We start from the raw sequence: 21,557 nt of genomic DNA, 5'->3' as shown, positions 1-21,557 counted from the left end.
ATCACCGGTTCGCGACAGGCCGGTCGTCGCGAACGCCTGCGACCGGCCCCGCGACCCGTCAGTGGTTGTCGCGCGGCAGCCCCATGGTCTGGGCGATGCGCTGGTACTTCTCGGCGCCCTCCAGGATCGCGCCGGTGTTCATCTGGCCGACCGTGGCGCGCTGGATCTCCTGCCACGGCGTCTGCGAGGCCGGATAGGCATAGCCGCCCGCCGCGACCAGCGCCTCGCGCCGCGCCGCCAGTTCCGCGTCCGGGATCAGTACGTTGACCGTACCCGTGTTCAGGTCCACCCGCACGCGGTCGCCGGTTTCCAGCAACGCCAGCCCGCCCATCGCCGCGGCCTCCGGCGAGGCGTTCAGGATCGACGGGCTGCCGCTCGTCCCCGATTGCCGCCCGTCGCCGATGCACGGCAACGCGCTCACGCCCTCGGTGATCAGATATGCCGGCGGGCGCATGTTCACCACCTCGGCCGCGCCGGGATAGCCGACCGGCCCGGCACCGCGCATGAACAGCAACGTCGCCGGGGTGATCCCGGTCGCGGGATCGTCGATCCGCGCGTGATAATCCTCCGGTCCGTCGAACACCACCGCCGGCCCCTCGAACGCGTTCGGGCTGGCCGGATCGCTGAGGTAGCGCGCGCGGAACTCGGGCGAGATCACGCTGGTCTTCATCACCGCGGCATCGAACAGATTGCCCGACAGCACGATGAACCCGGCTTCCTCGACCAGCGGGCGATCGAACGGACGGATCACCTTCTCGTCCTCGATCGCGACGCCGCGGCAATTGTCGCCCATGCTGCGCCCGTTGACGGTCAGCGCATCCTCCGCGATCAATCCCTGCTCCATCAGCTGGTTGACCACCGCCGGCACGCCGCCGGCACGGTAATAATCCTCGCCCAGATACTCCCCGGCGGGTTGCAGGTTCACCAGCAGCGGCACCTTGTGCCCCTCGGTCTCCCAATCCTTYAACGGCAGGTCGACGCCGATGTGGCGCGCGATCGCGGCCAGATGGATCGGCGCGTTGGTCGACCCGCCGATCGCCGAATTGACCTTGATCGCATTGTGGAACGCGTCGCGGGTCAGGATGTCGGAGGGCTTGAGATCCTCCGCCACCATCTCGACGATGCGCTTGCCGGTCAGGTACGACACCTCCTGACGGTCACGGTAAGGTGCCGGAATCGCCGCCGAACCCGGCAACGACATGCCCAGCGCCTCGCACAGCGAGTTCATCGTCGTGGCGGTGCCCATCGTGTTGCAATAGCCGGTCGACGGCGCAGAGGACGCCACCAGCCGGATGAACTCGGCATCGTCGATCTCGCCGGCGGCCAGCAGCTGGCGCGCCTTCCACACGATCGTCCCCGATCCGGTGCGCTCGCCCTTGTGCCAGCCGTTCAGCATCGGGCCGACCGACAGCGCGATCGCCGGAATGTTGACCGTCGCGGCCGCCATCAGCGCCGCCGGGGTCGTCTTGTCGCACCCGATCGTCAGCACCACGCCGTCCAGCGGATAACCGTACAGCACCTCGACCAGCCCCAGATACGCCAGGTTGCGGTCCAGCCCGGCGGTCGGCCGCTTGCCGGTCTCCTGGATCGGATGCACCGGAAATTCCAGCACGATCCCGCCCATCTCCCGCACACCCTCACGCACGCGCTCCGCCAGCACCAGATGGTGGCGGTTACACGGGCTCAGATCCGATCCGGTCTGCGCGATCCCGATGATCGGCTTGCCCGAACGCAGCTCGTCCAGCGACAGGCCGAAGTTCAGATACCGCTCCAGATACAGCGCGGTCATGTCGATGTTCGCAGGATTGTCGAACCATGCACGGCTGCGCAGGCGGGTCGGATCGGTCAGGCCGAAGTTCAGATACCGCTCCAGATACAGCGCGGTCATGTCGATGTTCGCAGGATTGTCGAACCATGCACGGCTGCGCAGGCGGGTCGGATCGGTGGGGGCGGTCATGATATCATTCAACTCCGAGGATCAGCGCGCCACCGAGACGCGATACACCATACGATGGTGGTAAGGCTTGCCGGGATCGACCCGCGCCGACCCGAACGACGGCTGGTTGGGGGTGTTCGGGAATTTCTGCGGTTCCAGCGCGAAGCCGTCACCCATGCGATAGACGTGGCCTTGCTTGCCGACCAGCGCACCGACAAGGAAATTGCCCGAATAGAATTGGACGCCCGGCTCGGTGGTCAACACCTCCAGCACCCGGCCCGAAGTTGGATCCTCTACCCGCGCGGCCAGTTGCGCGTCCTTCGTAGCGCCCTTGTCGAGCACGAAATTATGATCGTAGCCACGCCCGATCGCAATCTGCGGATCGCGGCCATCGCGCACGCTCTGCCCGATCGCACGCGGCTTCGTGAAGTCGAACACCGTCCCCGCCACAGGCGCCAGCTCGCCGGTCGGGATCAGCGCGGCATTAACCGGCGTGTACCGTGCGGCGGGGATCGTCATCCGTTGCGCATAGATGCCGCCCGACGATCCTTCACCGGCCAGATCGAACAGTGCGTGGTTGGTCAGATTGACGACGGTCGGCGCATCGGTCTTGGCATCCATATCGATGGTCAGCGCGCCCTTGTCGTCAAGGCTGTAAGTCGCGGAAACCTCGAGCTTGCCGGGATACCCCTGGTCGCCCGACGGGCTGGTCGTGACCATCGTCACGCTCGCCTGCGGGCCGGACTTCACCGCAGTGATCCGCCACACCGCCTTGTCGAGGCCTTTCGTCCCGCCGTGCAGCGAGTTCGTCTTGTCGTTAAGCGGCAACTGATACGCCTTGCCGTCGATCGCGAACTTGCCCCCGGCGATGCGGTTGGCGTAGCGGCCGACGGTCTGCCCCCAGAAATTCGGTGCCGTCACGTAACTTGCGGCGTCGTCATACCCCAGCGTGATGTCCGCGACCTTGCCCTCACGGTCGGGAGCGTTGAACGATTGCAGCGTCGCGCCCAGCGTCATGATCCGCGCACTGACACCGTTATTGCCGGTCAGCGTGACGGCCTCTACCGCGGTGCCATCCGGCAGCGTGCCAAACGCTGCGCGTTGCGCCGTAGCCGCATGGGCGGCCGAGCAGGTCAGCCCCGTCGTCAGTGCGAAACCCGCGCCCATTACCCACCGCATCATCGAAATGCTCACTGACACCTCTCCCGCACTTGCCAGTCCGCGGTGATTGCCGCATTGACCACGTGTTCGCGGCGAATATAGTCAGACATATATTCGTCGCGCAAGCCCGTCACGGGCGTACATGTTCAGAACGAGGAGAGGATGATGGCCGGACCCCCGATTTCACCGGGCGCGACGCGAGCGGATGCCGGGGGCAGGGGAATGCCCTCCTATGGACGCGCGCTGACGCTGCTCGCCAGCCTGTTCTTCATGTGGGGGTTCATCACCGTCATCAACAACACGCTGCTGCCGCATCTGCGCAGCGTGTTCGACCTGAACTACACCCAGACCACCCTTATCGAGAGCGTGTGGTTCATCGCCTATTTCTTCGCCTCGATCCCGTCGGCCAAGCTGATCGAGCGGATCGGCTATCAGAAATCGCTGGTGATCGGCCTGCTGATCATGGCGGCGGGCGCGTTGGGCATGGTGCTGGCGGCGAGCCTGCCCTCCTATGGCGTGACGCTGGTCATGCTGTTCGTGATCGCGAGCGGGATCACGCTGCTGCAGGTCGCTGCCAACCCGTATGTCGCGGTGATCGGCCCGCCGGAGACCGCGTCGTCGCGGCTCAACCTGGTGCAGGCGCTCAATTCGGCCGGCACGATGCTCGCACCGCTGTTCGGTGCGTATCTGATCCTCGGCCGGTCCAAGGGCGGCACCGCGCAGAGCGGCACCGTGCTGACCGAGGCCGAGCGGCTGGCCGACGCGCAATCGGTGATCCTGCCCTATGTGCTGGTCGCCATCGTGCTGGTCGTACTCGCCTTCGTCATCGCGCGTTTCCCCTTGCCGGCGATGGGATCGTCGACCAGCCGCGTCGCCAAGGCGGATCGCAAGAACCATTCGCTGTGGAAGCATCGCAACCTCGTGTTCGGCATCCCGGCGATCTTCATCTACCTGATCGCCGAGATCGGCGTCGCGAACCTGTTCGTGAACTTCGTCAGCCAGCCCGAGATCGCCAACGTTACCGCCGAGCAGGCCGGACGTTACCTGACGTTCCTGTGGGGCGGCATGATGATCGGGCGCTTCGCCGGCTCCGCGATCATGCAGCGCATCCCGGCCGAGACGGTGCTGGCCGCCTTCTCGATCGGTGCGTTCATCGTGATGCTCATCACCGTCTTCACGACCGGTCCGGTCGCGATGTGGGCGCTGATTTCGGTCGGGCTGTTCCACTCGATCATGTTCCCGACGATCTTCACGCTCGGCATCAAGGGCCTGGGACCGCTGACCGAGGAAGGTTCGGGGCTGCTCATCATGGCGATCGCCGGTGGTGCTCTGGTCGTGGTGCAAGGCAAACTGGCCGACATCTACGGGTTGCAGCCGTCGTTCCTGCTGACCGCAGCATGCGAATTGTACATCCTGTTCTACGCCTTGTGGGGTGCCAAGACCACGAACGCGTTGCCGGACGTGCCGGTGGACAGCCTCGCGCACTGATGTGTGCAGGGTGACGGACGAGGCAAGGGCCTGTCCGTCACCCGGCCGACGCCGAGGTTGCTGGCATCAGCGCCGCCAGCCGCAGCGAGGTGCGGATATGTGTGCTCCGGATCCAGATCCGGGATAACGGCAGGATGTCGCCGGGCACGGTGATCCGAGGCCAGCGATGGCGATCCATTACCACGGCCGGTGGCTCCGCAGAGCCGCCGGCCGTCGTCGTATCAGCCCATGCGCGCAGGGGTGAGCGGCTGCCCGGCGATCTCGACATCGAAGGAGAACAGGCCACCGGCATCGGGCTGTTCGGCCAACGCCGCCTCGTCCAGTCCCTTGCGCGCGGTGGTGGCGAAGGCGGTCTTCAGATCGGGTCCGCCCAGCGCGATTTTGGTGACGTTGGCGGCGGGCAGCCTGACCTGCCTGAGCAGGCTGCCGTCCGGCGCGTAGCAGCGCGCGCACCACCCGCCCCACAGGCCGAGCCAGACGTTGCCGGCGGAGTCGACGGTCACCCCGTCCGGGTGGCCATCGGCGGGATCGATCGTCACGAAAACGCGCGCCTCGCCGACGGTTCCGTCCGCGTCCAGCGCCACGGCATGGATCACTCCGCCAAGCGTATCGACGTGGTAAAGCGTTGCACCATCAGGAGAGATTCCCGGCCCGTTGGTGATGGCGACCGGCGCGATCCCGGTGCTGGTCACGTCATGGCCGTCCCAGCGATGGACGCGCCCGGTGATCGCGTTTTCGCCGTCGTCCATCGACCCGAAATACACCGTTCCGTCGATCGCGACCGTCGCATCGTTGAGGCGGTTACCGGGCAGATCGGGTTCGACGTCCGCAAGATGCGCGAACTCGCCGGTTTCCGGGTCGAAGCGCGCCAGCCCGGTTTGCAACCCGGCCAGCAACGTGCCGCCGGTCGAGGGCAGCACCCAGCCGATCTGCGCGGGTGCCGGCCATGTCGCGACCTCGGCCGAGGCGGGATCGTAGCGGTGGACGTGCTGCTGCTTGATGTCGACGAACCACAGGATGCCCAACGCGGGGTCCCATGCCGGCCCCTCGCCCAGCGTCGCCGCACCGCGCCATAACGTCCGCACCTCGGTCATCATTCTCTCCTTGCTGTCGCGGTGCAAACGTACAGGATCGCGCGCGAACCGCACAGCCTTGACCTCGCTGCGCAAGGCTTTATGTCCTACAAATAAAGCGGGAGGATGACGTGGTGGGCGACTATATCGCCATCGACTGGGGAACGACGAACCGTCGGGCATGGCATATGTCCGCACACGGCATTTCCGGCGACGTCCTAAAGGACGGTCGCGGCGTCCTGTCGCTCAAAGCCGACGAATATCCAAGCGAAATCATCGCGTTGCGCGAGCGCCTCGGCGATTTTCCGGTGATCGCCGCCGGCATGGTCGGGTCGAACCGTGGCTGGCATGAAGTCGCCTATGTCGACGCGCCGGCCGGCCTCGACGATCTGGCGAATGCCGCGTTGAAGTTGCCGGAACAGGGGGTCGTGATGATTCCGGGCGTCGCTTTGCGCGGTGCGGAACGCGCCGACGTGATGCGGGGCGAGGAGGTTCAGGTGCTCGGCGCGATCGCCGCGGGGCTGGCCCCCGCCGATGCGCTGTTCTGCCAACCGGGCACGCACAACAAATGGATCGCCACGACCGGCGGGCGGGTGAGCGATATCGCGACCGCGATGACCGGCGAATTGTTCGCGTTGCTGCGCGGGTCGGGTATCCTGGCCGGTATGCTCGATGGCGCGGTGGCCGATGGCGCGGCGTTCCGCGAAGGCTTGTCGCGCGGGGCCGGCGCGCGCGACCTGACCGTCGCGCTGTTCGAGGTGCGGGCGCGGGTGCTGCTCGACCGGCTGGCGCCCGATGATGCCGCGGCGTTCGCCAGCGGAGTGCTGATCGGTGCCGACGTCGGGGCACGCGACGACCTGGCCGGGCGCGAGGTGCAGTTGCTGGCCGGTGGCGCGCTCGCCGATCTTTATGCGGCCGCGATCGACCATTGCGGCGGCCGCGCGACGACGCTGGACAGCGAACGCGCGTTCGCGGCGGGCATCCACCGTTTGTGGGAAATGACACGATGACGACGGACACGCATGCACGGTTCGACGCGGCCTTCGCGACCGCGCCACTGGTCGCGATCCTGCGCGGGCTGACCCCGGCCGAGGCGCCGGCAGTCGGCGAGGCGCTGGTCGAGGCGGGATTCACGCTGATCGAGGTGCCGCTGAACTCGCCCGATCCGTTCGACAGCATCCGCCTGCTGATCGAGCGGGTCGGCGACCGCGCCATGATCGGTGCGGGCACGGTGCTGAACGTGGAGGACGTCGGGCGGGTCGCCGATGTCGGCGGCACGCTGATCGTGTCCCCCAACACGGATGCCGACGTGATCCGCGCCACCGCGACGCGCGGGCTGATCTCCCTGCCCGGCTATTTCACCGTCAGCGAAGGCTTTGCCGCGCTGGCCGCCGGTGCCACGGCACTGAAACTGTTCCCCGCCGACGGCACCACGCCCGCCTATCTGAAGGCGCAGCGCGCGGTGCTGCCCAAGGCGACGCGGATGCTGGCGGTCGGCGGGATCGTACCCGAGAACCTCGCCACATGGCGTGCCGCGGGTTCGGACGGATTCGGACTCGGCTCCAACCTGTATCGCCCCGGCAAGTCCGCCGACGCGGTCGGGCAGGAGGCGCGCCGCTATATCTCAGCGCTCAAGGACATCGCATGACCCATATTCGCCTGCTTCAACATCGCGGTCCCGACGGACGCCGCCGCGTCATCCTGGCCGAGGGCGACCGTGCGGCCTTTCTGACCGGGGTGGAAACCACCCGCGCGCTGGCCCAGGCTGCGATCGCCGCCGGCACGACGCTGGCCGAGGCGGCGGCGCAGCGGCGCAGCGACGAGGCGGTCGACATCGCTGCCGAACTGGCGGCGGGGCACCTGCTGCCCGCGATCGATCACGAGGACGGCGCGCGGCTGATGCTGGCGGGCACCGGGCTGACGCATCTCGGCTCGGCATCGGGCCGCGACGCGATGCACAAGGCGGCTTCGTCGTCGGAGCATCAGACCGATTCGATGCGGATGTTCCTTGAAGGCGTAGAGGGCGGCAAGCCCGAAGCGGGCGCGGTCGGACAGCAGCCGGAGTGGTTCTACAAGGGCGATGGCCAGTCGCTGGTCGCGCCGGAAGCGCCGTTCGCGTCGCCCGCCTTCGCGCAGGACGGCGGCGAGGAACCGGAGCTGGCGGGCATATACCTGATCGGCGAGGACGGCACGCCGTACCGGCTGGGCGTGGCGCTGGCCAACGAGTTCAGCGACCATGTGACCGAAAAGCACAATTACCTGTGGCTGGCGCATTCGAAGCTGCGGCAGGCCTCGTTGGGCGCGGAATTGCTGCTTGGCACGCCACCATCGGACATTCGCGGCACCAGCCGGATCGTCCGCGACGGCAAGACGCTGTGGGAGAAGCCGTTCCTGACCGGCGAGGACAATATGTCGCACCATCTCGCCAATCTGGAGCACCACCATTTCAAATATGCCGGATTCCGGCGGCCGGGCGACGTGCACGTGCACTTCTTCGGCACCGCGACGCTGTCGGTGGCGGACGGCGTGAAGACGCAGCCGGGTGACGTGTTCGAGATCGACGCGGCCCCGTTCGCGCTGCCGCTGCGCAATACGCTGACCGATGCCCCCGCGGCCCCTGTCACGGTGCGCGCACTGTGAGCGCCCCGATCCGCCTCGCCCTGGTCGGCATGGGCAAGATCGCGCACGACCAGCATCTGCCCGCGATCCAGGCCGACGACGACTTCGAACTGGTCGCGACGGTCAGCCGCAGCGGCGAGGCCGTGAACGGCCTGCCGTTCTTCCACGACGTGCAGGAACTGGCCGACAGCGGCGTCGTGGTCGATGCGGTCGCGTTGTGCACGCCGCCGCAGGTGCGCCGGTCGATCGCGCAATTCTGCATCGATCGGGGCTGGCACGTGTTTCTGGAGAAGCCGCCGGGGGCGACTCTGGCCGAGGTCACCGCGCTGCGCGATGCCGCGGCGGCCAAGGGCGTCAGCCTGTTCGCCAGCTGGCACTCCCGCTATGCCGACGGGGTCGAGCCGGCACGCGCGTGGCTGGCCGAGCGCGAGGTGACGTCGGCGACGATCACCTGGCGCGAGGACGTGCGCGTCTGGCACCCCGGGCAAAACTGGATCTGGGAGCCGGGCGGCTTCGGGGTGTTCGATCCCGGCATCAACGCGCTGTCGATTGCGACGCGCATCCTGCCGCGGCCGTTTTTCGTCGAGACCGCCGAACTGGACGTGCCGTCGAACCGCGCCTCCCCGATCGCGGCGCGCGTCACGTTCCGCGATTCCGCCGGCGCGCCGATCGAGATGGATCTCGACTTCCGTCAGGAAGGCCCGCAGCATTGGGATATCGAGGTCGTCACCGATGGCGGCACGCTGCTGCTGGCCAAGGGCGGGTCGGTGCTGACGATCGACGGCAAGGAGGCGGTGGCGCACGACGCCGACCTGCACGGCGAATATCCGGGACTGTACCACCGTTTCGCCGCGATCGTGCACGCGGGCGTGGCCGACGTCGACGTGTCGCCGCTCCGGCTGGTCGCCGACGCCTTCCTGCGCGGACGGCATATCGCGGTCGAGCCGTTCGTCGAATGACGCAGGAGCAGCTTCGGATCATCCTGCTCTAACGTGGCGGTGGCGTGGCGGGTTCGCCGCTACGCCGCCTCCTCGTGCGGGGCTCCGGCCGCCGCGGCCAGCAGGCGCTTTTCCAGCGTGCGGACGCGGGTGGTGGCGGTGATCTTGTCCCCGGTCAGATCGGTCAGGTAGAAGACGTCGACGGCCCGCTCGCCATAGGTGGCGACATGCGCCGAATGGATCGTCACCTTCGACAGGAACAGCGCATACGCCAGCTGGTTGAGCAGCGCCGGACGATCGCGCGCCGCCACCTCCACCACGGTGAAGCGGTTCGACGCCTTGTTGTCGACCAGTACATTGGGTTCGATGCGGAACGCGTCGGCGCGCGCGCGGGACAGCGGCTTGGCCTTCAGCCGGTCGGTCAGCTTGCCGCGGCCGGCCAGCGCATCCTCGATCGCGGTCTTCAGCCGGGTCAGCTGCCCCGCCTCCGCGAACGGTCGCCCGAGCGGATCCTGAACGAGGAAATTGTCGAACGCCATCCCGTCGCGCGTGGTGTGGATGCGCGCATCGATGATGTTGCCGCCCGCGACGTGGATCGCGCCGGCGATGCGGCTGAACAGGCCGGGGTGGTCGGCGGCATAGACCGTCACCAGCGTCGCGCCGCGTTCGGGATAGACCTGCGCATCGATCGCCAGCGGCACGTCGCCCGCCTGCGTCACGAACGCCGCATTGTGCGCCAGCACGTCGTCGGGCTCGGCGATCCAATAGGGTTCGGGCAGGCGGTGGACGTAATCGGCCAGCGTCGCGGCGTCCCATCGCATCGCGACGCGCAGCGCCTCCTGCTTGGCGAGCACGCGTTCGCCGCGCCCCTTTTGCTTGTGGCCCAGCCGCAGCACTTCCTCGGCCCGATCGTAGAGGTCGCCGAGCAGCTGCCCCTTCCAGCCGTTCCACGTCCCCGGCCCGACCGCGCGAATATCGACGACGGTGAGCACCAGCAACAGGCGTAGCCGCTCCGGGCTTTGCACCACCTCGGCGAAATCGAGGATCGTCTTGAAATCGGTGAGATCGCGGCGGAACGCGGTCGCGCTCATCAACAGATGGTGGCGGACCAGCCACGCCACCGTCTCGGTTTCGGCCGGGGTCAGCCCGAAGCGCGGGCACATCCGCTCCGCCACTTCGGCGCCGAGGATCGAATGATCGCCGCCGCGCCCCTTGGCGATATCGTGGAGCAGCACCGCGACATACAGGACGCGCCGCGACACGATCTGTCCCATGATCTCACTGGGCAAAGGATGGTCCGCGGCCAGTGCCCCCGCCTCCATGCGCGCCAGCAGCCCGATCGCGCGGATCGTGTGTTCGTCGACGGTGTAATGGTGGTACATGTCAAATTGCATCTGCGCGACGATCCGCGCCCAATCCGGCACGAAGCGGCCGAGTACCCCGGTCTCGTTCATCCAGCGCAGCGGCAATTCGGGATCGTGCGGCCCGGCGAGCAGATCGAGGAAACGCGCGTTGGCGCCCGCGTCGCGACGCACCGCGGTGACCAGTCGTGCATCACGCGTGGCGCAGCGCAGCGCGAGCGGGTGGATCTCCATCCCCTGTTCGGCGGCCAGCGCGAATATCTCCACCAGCCGGCGCGGATCCTGCCGGAAGAAATCGTCGGCGGGCAGCGCGATCCGGCCGCCATCGTTGGCGAACCCGTCAAGCTTGCGCGGGGTGCGCGCGATCTTCAGCCCCAGCCGGCGACGACGCGAGAACCGCTCGTCCATGTGCGCCAGGAACAGGCCGGTCAGCGAACCGACGGTGCGCGCCTGGAGGAAGTAGAATTGCATGAAGCGTTCGACCGCCGACTTGCCCGGTCGGTCGGCATAATTCATCCGCTGCGCGATCTCGCGCTGATAGTCGAAGGTCAGCCGGTCCTCGCCGCGCCCGGCGATCAGGTGGAGGTGGCAGCGCACCGCCCACAGGAAATTGTCGGCGCGGTGGAACAGCCGGTATTCCTCCCGCGTGAACAGCCCCACCGCGACCAGTTCGTTCGCACGCTGCACCTGATAGGTATATTTGCCGATCCAGAACAGCGCGTGCAGGTCGCGCAGGCCACCCTTGCCTTCCTTGACGTTGGGTTCGACCACATAGCGCGTGTCGCCCATGCGGATGTGGCGGGCGTTGCGTTCGGCCAGCTTGTCGGCGGCGAACTGCCGTTCGGTACCGCGGCGCACGTCGTCGTGGAAGCGGCGCGACGCTTCCTCGTAAAGCGATTCATCCCCCCAGACGAAGCGCGCCTCCAGCAACGCGGTGCGGACCGTCACATCGCCCTTCGCCTGACGCACCATCTCGTCCACCGAACGGCTGGAATGACCGATCTTCAGCCCGAGATCCCACAAGGTGTAGAGCATCGACTCGATCACCTGCTCGGCCCATGGCGTCTGCTTGCCCGGCATGATGAAGCCGATGTCGACGTCCGAGAACGGCGCCATCTCGCCGCGCCCGTACCCGCCGACCGCGATCAGCAACAGCCGCTCGCCAGCGGTGGGATTGGGGAGCGGGTACAGCCGGTCGAGCGTGAAATCGGCAAGCACGCACAGCAGCTGGTCGATCAGATAGGCCTGCGCATTCGCCGCCTCGATCCCGCGGGTCGGGCTGGCGGTGATCCGCCGCGCGATCTCCGCACGCCCGGCGTCGAGCGCGGCCTTCAACAGCAGGCTGACCTGATGACGGAGCGCCGAAGCGTCCTTGCCGGTGGCGGCCGCGACCTGTTCGGCGAGCAGCCGGCGGTCGACGATGGCGCGGCGGTTGGGGAGATGATCGAAGCGGGCGTTCATGGCGGGAAGGGATAGGCGATTGCGGTTAACGCGTCGCCCCCCTGCGCACGGCGTGCGACTCACGGGGCGACGGGGCGCCGCCAGGGTTGCAAGGCACCTTCCACCGTAACGGCCGCAAGAGACGCGCGGCACCGTCCGGAGCGGTTTCGATCAGCAGGCTCACGCAGTCGCGTCCGGGCTCCAGACGGTCGTGCAAGGTCGCCCCGACCTCCAGCGTCACGTTGCGCCCGTCGACAGGGCTGACGATCGCGACATCATAGCTGGTGCGACGGCGCAGCGCCGTGATGCTCTTTCCCGAAACGCGCGCCGTCGCCGGCGCGACGACGCCGCCATGACGGAAACTGAACGCCTCGGCAGCGCGGTGACCGAGGTTGGCGGCACCGAAGCCGAGCCACAGCGGCAGCATGATACGGAGCGACCAGCGCGCGGCTCGCGATCCCCGAATACCCTCGACCGGCAAGCGACTGATGTGGACAGCCGCCCAGAGCGCCAGCACGAAACCGAGGATCACCATCCCGGCTGCGGGATCGAACCCCGGATCGGCGAGCAGCGGCGTCGCATCCCTGACGATTCCCGGCAGGATCAACAATCCGAGCGTGGACAACGCGACCGCAAATGCGGCCACCGTCGCGACACGGCCGGGCGGACCGCGGCGCCCACCATCGTGGTCAGGGAGCAGCGGCGCGGCTTCGCCGTCGCGGGACATTCCCCTCACCCCTCCCGCGCGAGCGCCTTCAGCCGGTAGAGCGTGTCGAGCGCCTCACGCGGGGTGAGGGCGTCGACGTCGAGCGCCTCCACTTCAGCGCGGATGGCGTCGCATTGCGCCTCTTCGGCCTGGGCGGCGGCGGCGAACAGGGGAAGATCGTCGAGACCCGCCGCGATCCCGCCGGTCTTCGCGCGGCCCGCCTCCAGCTTCGCCAGCACCGCCTTCGCGCGCGAAACGGTCGCGGGAGGCATGCCGGCAAGCCGCGCGACGGCGAGGCCGTAGCTGCGGTCGGCAGGGCCATCGGCGAGTTCGTGGAGGAGGACCAGCTCCCCCTTCCACTCGCGCGCACGCACGTGGTGCAACGATAGCGACTCGCAGCGTTCGGCCAGCCGGGTCAGTTCGTGGTAATGGGTCGCGAAGAGGCAGCGGCAGCGATTGTCCTCGTGGATCGCCTCCACCACCGCCCAGGCGATCGCCAGCCCGTCGTAGGTCGACGTGCCGCGCCCGACCTCGTCCAGGATCACGAAGCTGCGCGGGGTGGCCTGCGCAAGGATCGCGGCGGTCTCGACCATTTCCACCATGAAGGTGGAGCGGCCGCGCGCCAGATTGTCCGACGCGCCGACACGGCTGAACAGCCGGTCTACCAGCCCGAGCCGGGCGGCGGCGGCGGGCACCCACGCGCCCGCCTGGGCCAGGACGGCGATCAGCGCATTCTGGCGCAGGAAGGTCGATTTGCCGCCCATGTTCGGCCCGGTGACCAGCCACAATCGCGAACTGTCGCCGAGCACGCAGTCGTTGGCGACGAAGCGGTCGCCGCTTTTCGACAGCGCCGCCTCGACGACGGGATGGCGGCCGCCGGCGACCTCGAACGCGGCATGATCGGTGAACGACGGGCGCGTCCAGCCGCCCTCGACCGCGCGCTCGGCAAGGCCCGCGGCGACGTCGAGCCGGGCGATGGCATCGGCGGTGGCCGCGATGTGCTCGCGCCCCGCCAGCGCCCGCGCGGTGAGGTCTTCGAGATGCGCGGCCTCCGCGGCCAGCGCGTGCGCGCCCGATTGCGTCACGCTGGCCGCGACCTCGTGCAAGTCGGGGGCGTTGAAGCGGACGACGCCGGCCAGCGTCTGGCGGTGCGTGAACCCCGAATCCGCCGCCATCAGCGGGTCGGCGGCACGGGCCGGCACCTCGATATGGTAACCGAGCACGCCGTTGTGGCGGATCTTGAGCGCGGCGATGCCGGTCTTCGCGCGGAACGTCGCCTCCAGCGCGGCGATCGCGCGGCGACCGCCGCTACCGGTATCGCGCAGCGCGTCGAGCGCGGGATCGTAGCCGGCGGCGATATAGCCGCCGTCGCTCGCCTCGATCGGCGGCGACGGGATCAGCGCGCGCTTGAGCAGGTCGATCAGCGCGCCGTGGCCGCGCAACCGCGGGGCGAGATCGGCGAGCAGCGCGGGGGCGGCGTCCAGCTTGCCCAGCCGGTCGCCGATCGCCCATGCGCCGTCCAGCCCGTCGCGTAGCTGGCCCAGATCGCGCGGGCCGCCGCGCCCCGCGGCCAGCCGCCCCAGCGCGCGCCCGATGTCGGGCAGCGCGCGCAACGCGGCGCGCATCCGCTCGCGCAACGAAGCGTCGTCGTGGAACAGTTGCACCAGATCGAGCCGCGCCTCGATCGCGGGCCGCTCCATCAACGGCGCGCCGAGATCGGCGGCGAGCAACCGCGCGCCCGCGCCGGTGACGGTGCGATCGAGCGAGTCGAGCAGGCTGCCCTTGCGCTGCCCCTGCGCCGTGCAGGTGATCTCCAGGCTTTCGCGCGTCGCGGCGTCGATCGCCATCGCATCGCGCGCCGCCGCCAGCACCGGCGGGCGCAGGAACGGCAATTGCCCCTTGGCGGTATGATCGAGATAGGCGACCAGCCCACCCGCCGCCGCCAGCCCGGCACGCCCGAAGGCGCCGAAACCGTCGAGCGTGGCGACCGCGAACAACCGCTTCAGCCGCTCCTCGGCGCGCGCGCTGTCGAACTCGGCGCGCGGACGCCAGACGGTGGCGGCGACCTCGCTGCCCTCCGCCGCGACGACTTCCGCCGCGCCGAGCCGGGCGAGTTCCGCGCCAAGGTTGCCGCGATCGCAGGCGATCACCTCGAAGCGGCCGGTCGACACGTCGGCGGCGGCGACCGCGACTTCGCCGCCGGCGGTCTCGCCGACCGCCACGCACCAGTTCGCCGACCGCGCGTCCAGCAACGTCTCTTCGGTCAGCGTGCCGGCGGTGACGACGCGGACGATCGCGCGGTTGACGAGCGCCTTGGACCCGCGCGCCTTGCGCGCCGCCTCGGGCGATTCGGTCTGTTCGGCGATGGCGACGCGGTGCCCGGCCTTGATAAGGCGTTGCAGGTAAGCGGTGGCGGCGTGGACGGGCACGCCGCACATCGGGATCTTCTCGCCGGCATGTTCACCGCGCGCGGTCAGCGCGATGTCGAGCACCTGCGCGGCGATCCGCGCGTCGTCGAAGAACATCTCGAAGAAATCGCCCATGCGGTAGAACAGCAGGCAATCCTCCGCCTCCGCCTTCAACGCGAGATATTGCGCCATCATCGGCGTGGGGGCGGGCGTAAGGGTCATGGAACGGTTCAGTCCGGGCTGCGGGCGGCATGGCGTATCGAGAGGATCGACACGATCTCGCCATCGGTTTCGTAGCGCAGGATATAGGGCGGAACGGTCGTCATCTCGCGCAGGCCGTCTTCGACCGGACGGCCACGATTGGGGAAGTGGGTCAGGCTGTCACCAAGGGCAAACAGCCGCGCTGAAATACGTGCGGCGGCGGCAGGGTCAAACAATTCGATGTAGAAAACGATCAGGTCGATTTCCTCAAGCGCCTGATCGGTCCAGTCAACCCTCGCCATCGCGAGCCGCAAGCCATTCCTTGAACGGCAAGCGACCCGGCGTGCCCCACGTCAGCAGCCACTCTTTGACAACTTCGTGCGAATGGACGCGGCCGGCGGCTACATCGGCACGCGCACGCGCAATGGCGGCGGCCTCTGCCTCCCGGTCGCGTCGCTCGAAAATGCCAGGCTCGTGCTTCATGGCGCGAACATAGCGACGGGCACGCGCGAAGGCCACCGGGCAGTTTGGGCGCAAGCCACGGGATGCGCGGCGCGGCGCGGCGGGGTAAAGCGCGTCCATGCTGTATCGCACGTCCCTCCCCTCCCCACTCGGCGCGCTGACGCTGGTCGCCGACGACGCCGCGCTGGTCGCGGTGCTTTGGCCCGACGATCCGCCCGCCAGGGTGCGGCTGGCGACGATGGAGGAGCGGGGCGATCATCCGGTGCTGGCCGCCGCAACGACCCAGATCGGCGATTACTTTGCGGGCAGGCGCATCGCGTTCGACCTGCCGCTGGCCCCGCGTGGCACCGATTTCCAGCAGGCGGTATGGCGCGCGCTGAATGCGATCCCCTACGGCGAGACGCGTTCCTACGCCGATATCGCGCTGGCGATCGGCCGCCCCACCGCGATGCGCGCGGTAGGTGCGGCGAACGGGCGCAATCCGATCTCGATCGTCACGCCGTGCCACCGCGTCATCGGGCGATCGGGGGCGCTGACCGGGTTCGCCGGCGGGCTGGCCGCGAAGCGACATCTGTTGGCACTGGAGCAGCGCGAGGGTTGAAACTCGATCAGGACGCGGACGTGATCGCCTTTCGCGGCGGGCGATCCGGGTGCGATGCGGCGTCGCGCGTCGGTCGCGATGCGAAAGCATCGCTCCCTCCTTGCTCCTGGCGTGGCACCCAGGTCCGCTCCGTCACGGCCGCGTCCTGATCAAGTTTGAACCCTAGCCATATTCCCAACCGCGCGCGCATTCCGTAAGGGCTGTCGTATGACCGACGATCGCACCCAGGCCGAAGAACGCAACGTACAGTTCGAGCGGGAAGCATTATTGTTTCACTCGGAGGGGCGACCAGGCAAGATCGAGATCGTGCCATCCAAGCCGATGGCGTCGCAGCGCGACCTGGCGTTGGCCTATTCGCCGGGCGTCGCGATCCCGGTGCAGGCGATCGCCGACGATCCCTCCACCGCCTACGACTACACCGCCAAGGGCAATCTGGTCGCGGTGATCTCCAACGGCACCGCGATCCTCGGCATGGGCAACCTCGGCGCACTTGCCTCCAAGCCGGTGATGGAAGGCAAGGCGGTGCTGTTCAAGCGCTTCGCCGATGTCGACTCGATCGATATCGAGCTGAAGACCGAGGATGTCGACCGGATCATCGATGCAGTCGAGTTGATGGAGCCGACGTTCGGCGGCATCAACCTGGAGGACATCAAGGCACCGGAATGCTTCATCATCGAGCAGACCTTGCGCGAGCGGATGAACATCCCGGTCTTCCACGACGACCAGCACGGCACCGCGATCATCTGCGCCGCGGGCGTCATCAACGCCTGCCTGCTGACCGGGCGCAAGCTGTCGGAAATCAAGGTCGTCGTGAACGGTGCGGGGGCGGCGGCGATCGCGTGCACCGAACTCATCAAGGCGATGGGCGTGCGGCACGACAACGTGCTGATCTGCGACCGCACCGGCGTGATCTATCAGGGGCGCGACGACGTGAACCAGTGGCAGTCGGCGCATGCGGCGCAGACCGACCGCCGCACGCTGACCGAGGCGTTGCACGGCGCGGACGTGTTCCTGGGGCTGTCGGCGGCAGGCGCGCTGAAGCCGGAAATGGTGGTCGACATGGCCCCGGCCCCGATCATCTTCGCCATGGCCAACCCGGAGCCGGAGATCCGCCCCGAACTGGCCAAGGCGGCGCGGCCCGACGCGATCGTCGCGACCGGGCGTTCGGATTACCCGAATCAGGTCAACAACGTGATCTGCTTCCCGTTCATCTTCCGTGGTGCGCTGGACGTGCGCGCGACCGGTATCAACGACGAGATGAAGATCGCCGCCGCCAATGCGATCGCCGAACTGGCGCGGCAGCGCGTGCCCGAGGAAGTGGCGATCGCCTATGGCGTGCAGCACAGCTTCGGCCCGGAATATATCATCCCGTCGCCGTTCGACCCGCGCCTGATGGAGATCGTCCCCGCCGCCGTCGCGAAGGCGGCGATGGATTCGGGCGTCGCGACCAAGCCGATCCTCGACATGGCCGCCTATGCCGCGGCGCTGCGCGCGCGCCTTAACCCGACCACCTCGGTGCTGAGCCTTGCCTACGAGGGTGCGAAGGCCAATCCGAAGCGCGTGCTGTTCGCGGAGGGCGAGGAGGAAGTGGTGCTGCGCGCCGCGATCGCGTTCAAGGAAGGCGGCTACGGCACGCCGGTGCTGGTCGGGCGCGAGGACGTGTACGATCGGCTGCGCGCGCTGGGCATTGCCAATCCGGAGGAATACGAGCTGCACAACAGCCGCGTCTCGCCGCTGGTGCCGCGGATGGTCGACTTCCTCTACGCGCGCCTGCAACGCCGCGGCTTCCTGCGCCGCGAGGTCGAGCGGATGATCAACCAGGATCGCAACATCTTCGGCTCGGTGCTGCTGCAACTGGGCGAAGCGGACGCGATGATCACCGGGGTGACGCGGCCATTTGCGCAGTCGATGCGCGAGATCAAGCGCGTGATCGATCCGGCCCCCGGGCGCACCGCGTTCGGCATCCACGTGCTGGTCGGCCAGTCGCACACGGTCTTCATCGCCGACACCACCGTCAACGAACGCCCCAATGCCGAGGAACTGGCCGACATCGCCGAACAGACCGCAGCGGTCGCGCGGCGGCTGGGGCAGGAACCACGCGTGGCGTTCCTCAGCTATTCGACGTTCGGCAACCCGGCGGGCCAGTGGCTCGACAACATCCGCGGCGCGGTGGAGGTGCTCGACGGACGACAGGTAGGCTTCGAATATGAGGGCGAAATGGCGCCAGACGTCGCGCTGAACCCGCGCCAGCTGCGCAACTTCCCGTTCGCGCGGCTGTCAGGCCCGGCCAATGTGCTGGTGATGCCGGGGCTGCAGTCGGCGAACATCTCCGCCAAGCTGCTGCGCGAACTGGGCGGCGACGACATGATCGGGCCGATGCTGGTGGGCATGGAGAAGCCGGTGCAGATCGCGCCGATGACGTCGACGGCGGGCGATCTGGTCACGCTGGCGGTGCTGGCGGCGGGCGGCATCGCGCGGTGACGGCAGCGCCGGCAGCGTCGGACGCCGCGCGGTGGCGGCCGGTGATGTGGGCGGCGCTGGCCGTGCCGTTGATCGCGCCCGCGATCGCGATGCCGTTCACGCACGAAGTGGATTGGGGACCGGGCGACTTCGGCGCGGCGGCGTTGTTGCTCGGCACGCTGGGGCTGACGGTCGAGCTGGCGATGCGGCGGCTGCGCGATCCACGGTGGCGCGTTGCCGTGATCGTCGCGGCGTTGCTGGCGGTGCTGATGATCTGGGGTGCGGCGATCTGATCCGTTCGAGCTGATCGATGCGTCGCTCGCAGCGACGGACCCAGCCACGTCGTGCGGCACTGACGCCGAAGGCACCCGAAGCTGCGGCAAGAGCAGCAGCTCACGGCGATCCGGCGCGGTGCATGACTGGCGCGACATAAGGAAGGCGGCGCGATGATGACGATCATGTCGATACCGATGCTGGCGGCGGCCTTGTTGTCCGCGACGCCGACGACGGACCCCGGCCCGCTGATGGTACGGATCGCAGAAGTCGAGGTCGATGCCGCGCAACTCGACGCCTACAAGGCGATCCTGGCGCGCGAGCAGGAAGCGTCGGTGCGCCTTGAGCCGGGCGTGCTGATGCTGCATTCGGTCGCGATCGCAGAGCACCCGACGCAAATCCGCCTGCTGGAGGTATATGCCAGTCGCGCGGCTTACGAGGCGCACATCAAGGCGCCGCATTTCCTGATCTACAAGACGTCGACCGCAACAATGGTCACGTCGCTGAAGTTGGTCGAGACCACACCGATCCTGCTGTGCGCGAAGGCGCCAGCGGGGCCGACAGCGGCGTTCTGCCCCACGAAGTGACGGTCCCGTTCAGCGACCGCGCCATCAAGGCGATTCGGCACGATCTGGCGATGATCGGCCTCATCGCACATATGACAGCGGCCTCGGCCACACGGTGGACATTTGCCTGCTGCGTGATCGACCGCCCGCAAGCCGCTCCATACGGACGGTAGTAATCTGGTCAGAGGCCTACGCCCCCGCCCGCGCGCGCCGCATCATGCCCTGGGCACTGGCGACGTGGTGAGCGTGGCAGATCGCGACCGCGAGTGCGTCCGCGGCGTCGGGGCCGGCCAGCTTGGTACCCGGCAGCAGCACCGCCATCATTGCCTGGATCTGACGCTTCTCCGCCCCGCCGGTGCCGACCACGGCCTTCTTCACGGTGGAGGGATGGTATTCGCCGATCGGCAGGCCCGCACCGCTTGCCGCGAGCAGGACGACGCCGCGCGCCTGCCCCAGCTTCAGCGTCGACTGCGCGTTGGTATTGCCGAGGACCTCCTCGACCGCCGCCTCGTCCGGGCGTTCGGCGCGGATCACGTCGATCAACGCGGCGTAGAGGTTGGCGAGCCTGCGCGGCAGCGGCATCGACGGATCGGTGCGGATCTGGCCATTGCCGATGTGGCTCAGGCGGTTACCGTCGGCGCGGATCACACCCCAGCCGGTGGTACCGAGACCGGGGTCGAGGCCGAGGATCAGCATGACGGCCGGACGCAGGCGCAAGCGGAAGTCATGACGGGGGTTGCACACGGGCCGATCGGGACACGGAGGAGGGGCGCTGGCGGGGTCGCGTCCACGCGCCCCCCCGCCGTCGTGGCGCAAGTGGCAAATCGACTCGGGCCGTGGCGCGCACGATCCCGAGCCGCTTCGTTATGCGCGCAGTGACGGCGGCTGCCCGGCATCGGATTCCTCTCTGCGCCCCGGCGCGTACAGAACCACCCGTTCCCGGCCGCGCAGGCACATTCCGGCCCGCCACGATCGGCAAGGATCACCCCAGCTTCGCCATTACCTCGTCGGACACTTCGTAATTGCCCCACACCGTCTGCACGTCGTCGTCGTCGTCGAGCGCGTCGATCAGCTTGAACAGCGTCGCGGCATCGTCCTCGCCCACCTCGACCATCGTCTGCGGACGCCACGCCAGCTTCGCGCCCTCGGCCTCGCCCAGCACCGGCTCCAGCGCCTTGGCGACTTCGTGGAGGTCGGCGACGGCGGTCCAGATCTCATGGCCGTCCTCGCCCGAGGTCACGTCCTCGGCACCCGCCTCCAGCGCGGCCTCGAACACCTTTTCGGCGTCACCGGCGGTGGCGGGATAGTTGATGAGGCCCATACGGTCAAAGCCGTGGCTGACCGATCCCGACGCGCCCAGATTGCCGCCGTTCTTGCTGACGGCCGTCCGCACGTTGGTGGCGGTACGGTTGCGATTGTCGGTCAGCGCCTCGATGATGAGCGACACGCCGGCGGGGCCGAAGCCTTCGTAGCGGATTTCCTCGTAATTTTCGGTATCGCCCTTGCTCGCCTTGTCGATCGCGCGCTGGATATTGTCCTTGGGCATCGACTGCGCCTTGGCGGCGTTCACCGCGGCGCGCAGGCGCGGGTTCATGTCCGGATCGGGCATGCCCATCTTCGCCGCGACCGTGATCTCGCGGCTGAGCTTGGAGAACATGCCGGAGCGCTTCTTATCCTGCGCGCCCTTGCGGTGCATGATGTTCTTGAACTTGGAATGGCCTGCCATGATCGCCCCTGACGGATAATCCCCCGCCTTTAGGACGGCAAACCCGCGTTCGCCAAGCCGTCGATTGCCCGCATCGGCCTTGCGGTGCCGCGACGGCGCACGGTCGCCCGACGCAAAGCGCTTGCCGAGCCGCCCCAT

The 21,557-nt window shown here is 68.2% G+C and carries 19 protein-coding genes; 9 read left to right on the top strand and 10 right to left on the bottom strand.

Features of this window, described 5'->3' with window-relative positions:
- Positions 1-58: 58 nt before the first annotated feature.
- Entirely contained in the window at positions 59-1,888 is a 1,830-nt protein-coding gene (locus ASE95_RS12595; protein WP_156348035.1) for an IlvD/Edd family dehydratase, read from the bottom strand.
- A gap of 90 nt (positions 1,889-1,978) precedes the next feature.
- Entirely contained in the window at positions 1,979-3,118 is a 1,140-nt protein-coding gene (locus ASE95_RS12590) for an aldose epimerase family protein (RefSeq protein WP_443025458.1), read from the bottom strand.
- Between the two features lie 144 nt (positions 3,119-3,262).
- Between ASE95_RS12590 and ASE95_RS12585 the strand changes: the two genes are divergently transcribed.
- A complete protein-coding gene (locus ASE95_RS12585) occupies positions 3,263-4,585 on the top strand; it encodes a sugar MFS transporter (protein ID WP_056636920.1) in 1,323 nt (440 codons plus the stop codon).
- A 221-nt stretch (positions 4,586-4,806) separates the two neighbouring features.
- Here the strand turns inward: ASE95_RS12585 and ASE95_RS12580 are convergent, their stop codons facing one another.
- Positions 4,807-5,679 carry an SMP-30/gluconolactonase/LRE family protein gene (locus ASE95_RS12580; RefSeq protein ID WP_056636917.1) on the bottom strand — a complete coding sequence of 291 codons (873 nt, stop codon included), beginning with the start codon at positions 5,677-5,679 and terminating at the stop codon, positions 4,807-4,809.
- 113 nt (positions 5,680-5,792) lie between these two features.
- On the opposite strand from ASE95_RS12580, the gene ASE95_RS12575 reads away from it, so the two are divergent.
- From ASE95_RS12575 to ASE95_RS12560, 4 genes are read left to right on the top strand one after another with little or no spacing between them, the layout of a single operon-like run.
- Positions 5,793-6,668, top strand: a complete 876-nt coding sequence (locus tag ASE95_RS12575) for a 2-dehydro-3-deoxygalactonokinase (protein ID WP_327196721.1) — start codon at positions 5,793-5,795, stop codon at positions 6,666-6,668.
- Positions 6,665-7,306 carry a 2-dehydro-3-deoxy-6-phosphogalactonate aldolase gene (locus tag ASE95_RS12570; RefSeq protein ID WP_056636671.1) on the top strand — a complete coding sequence of 214 codons (642 nt, stop codon included), beginning with the start codon at positions 6,665-6,667 and terminating at the stop codon, positions 7,304-7,306. Before ASE95_RS12575 ends, ASE95_RS12570 begins: the two co-directional genes overlap by 4 nt.
- Complete coding sequence (gene araD1 / locus ASE95_RS12565; RefSeq protein WP_056636669.1) at positions 7,303-8,298, top strand: AraD1 family protein; 996 nt, start codon at positions 7,303-7,305, stop codon at positions 8,296-8,298. Before ASE95_RS12570 ends, araD1 begins: the two co-directional genes overlap by 4 nt.
- Complete coding sequence (locus ASE95_RS12560) at positions 8,295-9,236, top strand: Gfo/Idh/MocA family protein (protein WP_082450118.1); 942 nt, start codon at positions 8,295-8,297, stop codon at positions 9,234-9,236. Before araD1 ends, ASE95_RS12560 begins: the two co-directional genes overlap by 4 nt.
- Before the next feature lie 59 nt (positions 9,237-9,295).
- Here ASE95_RS12560 and ASE95_RS12555 read toward each other — a convergent pair whose 3' ends face one another.
- From ASE95_RS12555 to ASE95_RS12535, 5 genes are read right to left on the bottom strand one after another with little or no spacing between them, the layout of a single operon-like run.
- Positions 9,296-12,037, bottom strand: coding sequence for a [protein-PII] uridylyltransferase (locus ASE95_RS12555; protein ID WP_056636666.1), 2,742 nt, complete (start codon positions 12,035-12,037; stop codon positions 9,296-9,298).
- 25 nt (positions 12,038-12,062) lie between these two features.
- Complete coding sequence (locus tag ASE95_RS12550) at positions 12,063-12,743, bottom strand: hypothetical protein (protein WP_056636663.1); 681 nt, start codon at positions 12,741-12,743, stop codon at positions 12,063-12,065.
- A gap of 5 nt (positions 12,744-12,748) precedes the next feature.
- Positions 12,749-15,325, bottom strand: coding sequence for a DNA mismatch repair protein MutS (mutS, locus tag ASE95_RS12545; RefSeq protein WP_056636661.1), 2,577 nt, complete (start codon positions 15,323-15,325; stop codon positions 12,749-12,751).
- 35 nt (positions 15,326-15,360) lie between these two features.
- Complete coding sequence (locus ASE95_RS12540) at positions 15,361-15,645, bottom strand: type II toxin-antitoxin system RelE/ParE family toxin (RefSeq protein WP_235528308.1); 285 nt, start codon at positions 15,643-15,645, stop codon at positions 15,361-15,363.
- A complete protein-coding gene (locus ASE95_RS12535; RefSeq protein WP_235528307.1) occupies positions 15,620-15,913 on the bottom strand; it encodes a hypothetical protein in 294 nt (97 codons plus the stop codon). Before ASE95_RS12535 ends, ASE95_RS12540 begins: the two co-directional genes overlap by 26 nt.
- Here ASE95_RS12535 and ASE95_RS12530 point away from each other — a divergent pair.
- The 4 genes from ASE95_RS12530 to ASE95_RS12515 all read left to right on the top strand — a co-directional run bounded on the left by ASE95_RS12530 (position 15,912) and on the right by ASE95_RS12515 (position 19,714).
- The gene (locus tag ASE95_RS12530) at positions 15,912-16,394 is read left to right on the top strand and encodes a methylated-DNA--[protein]-cysteine S-methyltransferase (protein ID WP_056636655.1); all 483 of its coding nucleotides are present in this window, start codon (positions 15,912-15,914) and stop codon (positions 16,392-16,394) included. The genes ASE95_RS12535 and ASE95_RS12530 overlap by 2 nt on opposite strands.
- Positions 16,395-16,601: 207 nt before the next feature.
- On the top strand, positions 16,602-18,875 hold the full coding sequence (locus ASE95_RS12525; RefSeq protein ID WP_056636653.1) for an NADP-dependent malic enzyme: 2,274 nt from the start codon (positions 16,602-16,604) through the stop codon (positions 18,873-18,875).
- Positions 18,872-19,147 (top strand): hypothetical protein, encoded by a 276-nt coding sequence (locus tag ASE95_RS12520; protein WP_235528306.1) that lies wholly within the window; start codon positions 18,872-18,874, stop codon positions 19,145-19,147. The genes ASE95_RS12525 and ASE95_RS12520 overlap by 4 nt, the downstream gene beginning before the upstream one ends.
- A 153-nt stretch (positions 19,148-19,300) precedes the next feature.
- Positions 19,301-19,714: a putative quinol monooxygenase gene (locus tag ASE95_RS12515; RefSeq protein ID WP_156348027.1), complete on the top strand. Its 414-nt coding sequence runs from the start codon at positions 19,301-19,303 to the stop codon at positions 19,712-19,714.
- Positions 19,715-19,882: 168 nt separating this feature from the next.
- Here the strand turns inward: ASE95_RS12515 and ruvC are convergent, their stop codons facing one another.
- Positions 19,883-20,389: a crossover junction endodeoxyribonuclease RuvC gene (gene ruvC / locus ASE95_RS12510; protein WP_056636908.1), complete on the bottom strand. Its 507-nt coding sequence runs from the start codon at positions 20,387-20,389 to the stop codon at positions 19,883-19,885.
- Positions 20,390-20,675: 286 nt separating this feature from the next.
- Positions 20,676-21,419 carry a YebC/PmpR family DNA-binding transcriptional regulator gene (locus tag ASE95_RS12505; protein WP_056636906.1) on the bottom strand — a complete coding sequence of 248 codons (744 nt, stop codon included), beginning with the start codon at positions 21,417-21,419 and terminating at the stop codon, positions 20,676-20,678.
- Between the last annotated feature and the right edge of the window lie 138 nt (positions 21,420-21,557).

It is taken from the genome of Sphingomonas sp. Leaf231 (assembly GCF_001421995.1).
Classification (GTDB): Bacteria; Pseudomonadota; Alphaproteobacteria; order Sphingomonadales; family Sphingomonadaceae; genus Sphingomonas.
The sequence above is the reverse complement of the archived record's forward strand: the minus strand, read 5'-3'. Positions and strand labels throughout refer to the sequence as shown.

Excerpts from the sequence above, each read along its gene's own strand:
- ASE95_RS12590 (WP_443025458.1), bottom strand. The coding sequence starts at position 3,118 with ATGATGCGGTGGGTAATGGGCGCGGGTTTCGCACTGACGACGGGGCTG.
- ASE95_RS12585 (WP_056636920.1), top strand. The coding sequence starts at position 3,263 with ATGGCCGGACCCCCGATTTCACCGGGCGCGACGCGAGCGGATGCCGGG.
- ASE95_RS12580 (WP_056636917.1), bottom strand. The coding sequence starts at position 5,679 with ATGACCGAGGTGCGGACGTTATGGCGCGGTGCGGCGACGCTGGGCGAG.
- ASE95_RS12570 (WP_056636671.1), top strand. The coding sequence starts at position 6,665 with ATGACGACGGACACGCATGCACGGTTCGACGCGGCCTTCGCGACCGCG.
- araD1 (WP_056636669.1), top strand. The coding sequence starts at position 7,303 with ATGACCCATATTCGCCTGCTTCAACATCGCGGTCCCGACGGACGCCGC.
- ASE95_RS12555 (WP_056636666.1), bottom strand. The coding sequence starts at position 12,037 with ATGAACGCCCGCTTCGATCATCTCCCCAACCGCCGCGCCATCGTCGAC.
- ASE95_RS12550 (WP_056636663.1), bottom strand. The coding sequence starts at position 12,743 with ATGTCCCGCGACGGCGAAGCCGCGCCGCTGCTCCCTGACCACGATGGT.
- mutS (WP_056636661.1), bottom strand. The coding sequence starts at position 15,325 with ATGATGGCGCAATATCTCGCGTTGAAGGCGGAGGCGGAGGATTGCCTG.
- ASE95_RS12530 (WP_056636655.1), top strand. The coding sequence starts at position 15,912 with ATGCTGTATCGCACGTCCCTCCCCTCCCCACTCGGCGCGCTGACGCTG.
- ASE95_RS12535 (WP_235528307.1), bottom strand. The coding sequence starts at position 15,913 with ATGGACGCGCTTTACCCCGCCGCGCCGCGCCGCGCATCCCGTGGCTTG.
- ASE95_RS12525 (WP_056636653.1), top strand. The coding sequence starts at position 16,602 with ATGACCGACGATCGCACCCAGGCCGAAGAACGCAACGTACAGTTCGAG.
- ASE95_RS12515 (WP_156348027.1), top strand. The coding sequence starts at position 19,301 with ATGATGACGATCATGTCGATACCGATGCTGGCGGCGGCCTTGTTGTCC.
- ruvC (WP_056636908.1), bottom strand. The coding sequence starts at position 20,389 with ATGCTGATCCTCGGCCTCGACCCCGGTCTCGGTACCACCGGCTGGGGT.
- ASE95_RS12505 (WP_056636906.1), bottom strand. The coding sequence starts at position 21,419 with ATGGCAGGCCATTCCAAGTTCAAGAACATCATGCACCGCAAGGGCGCG.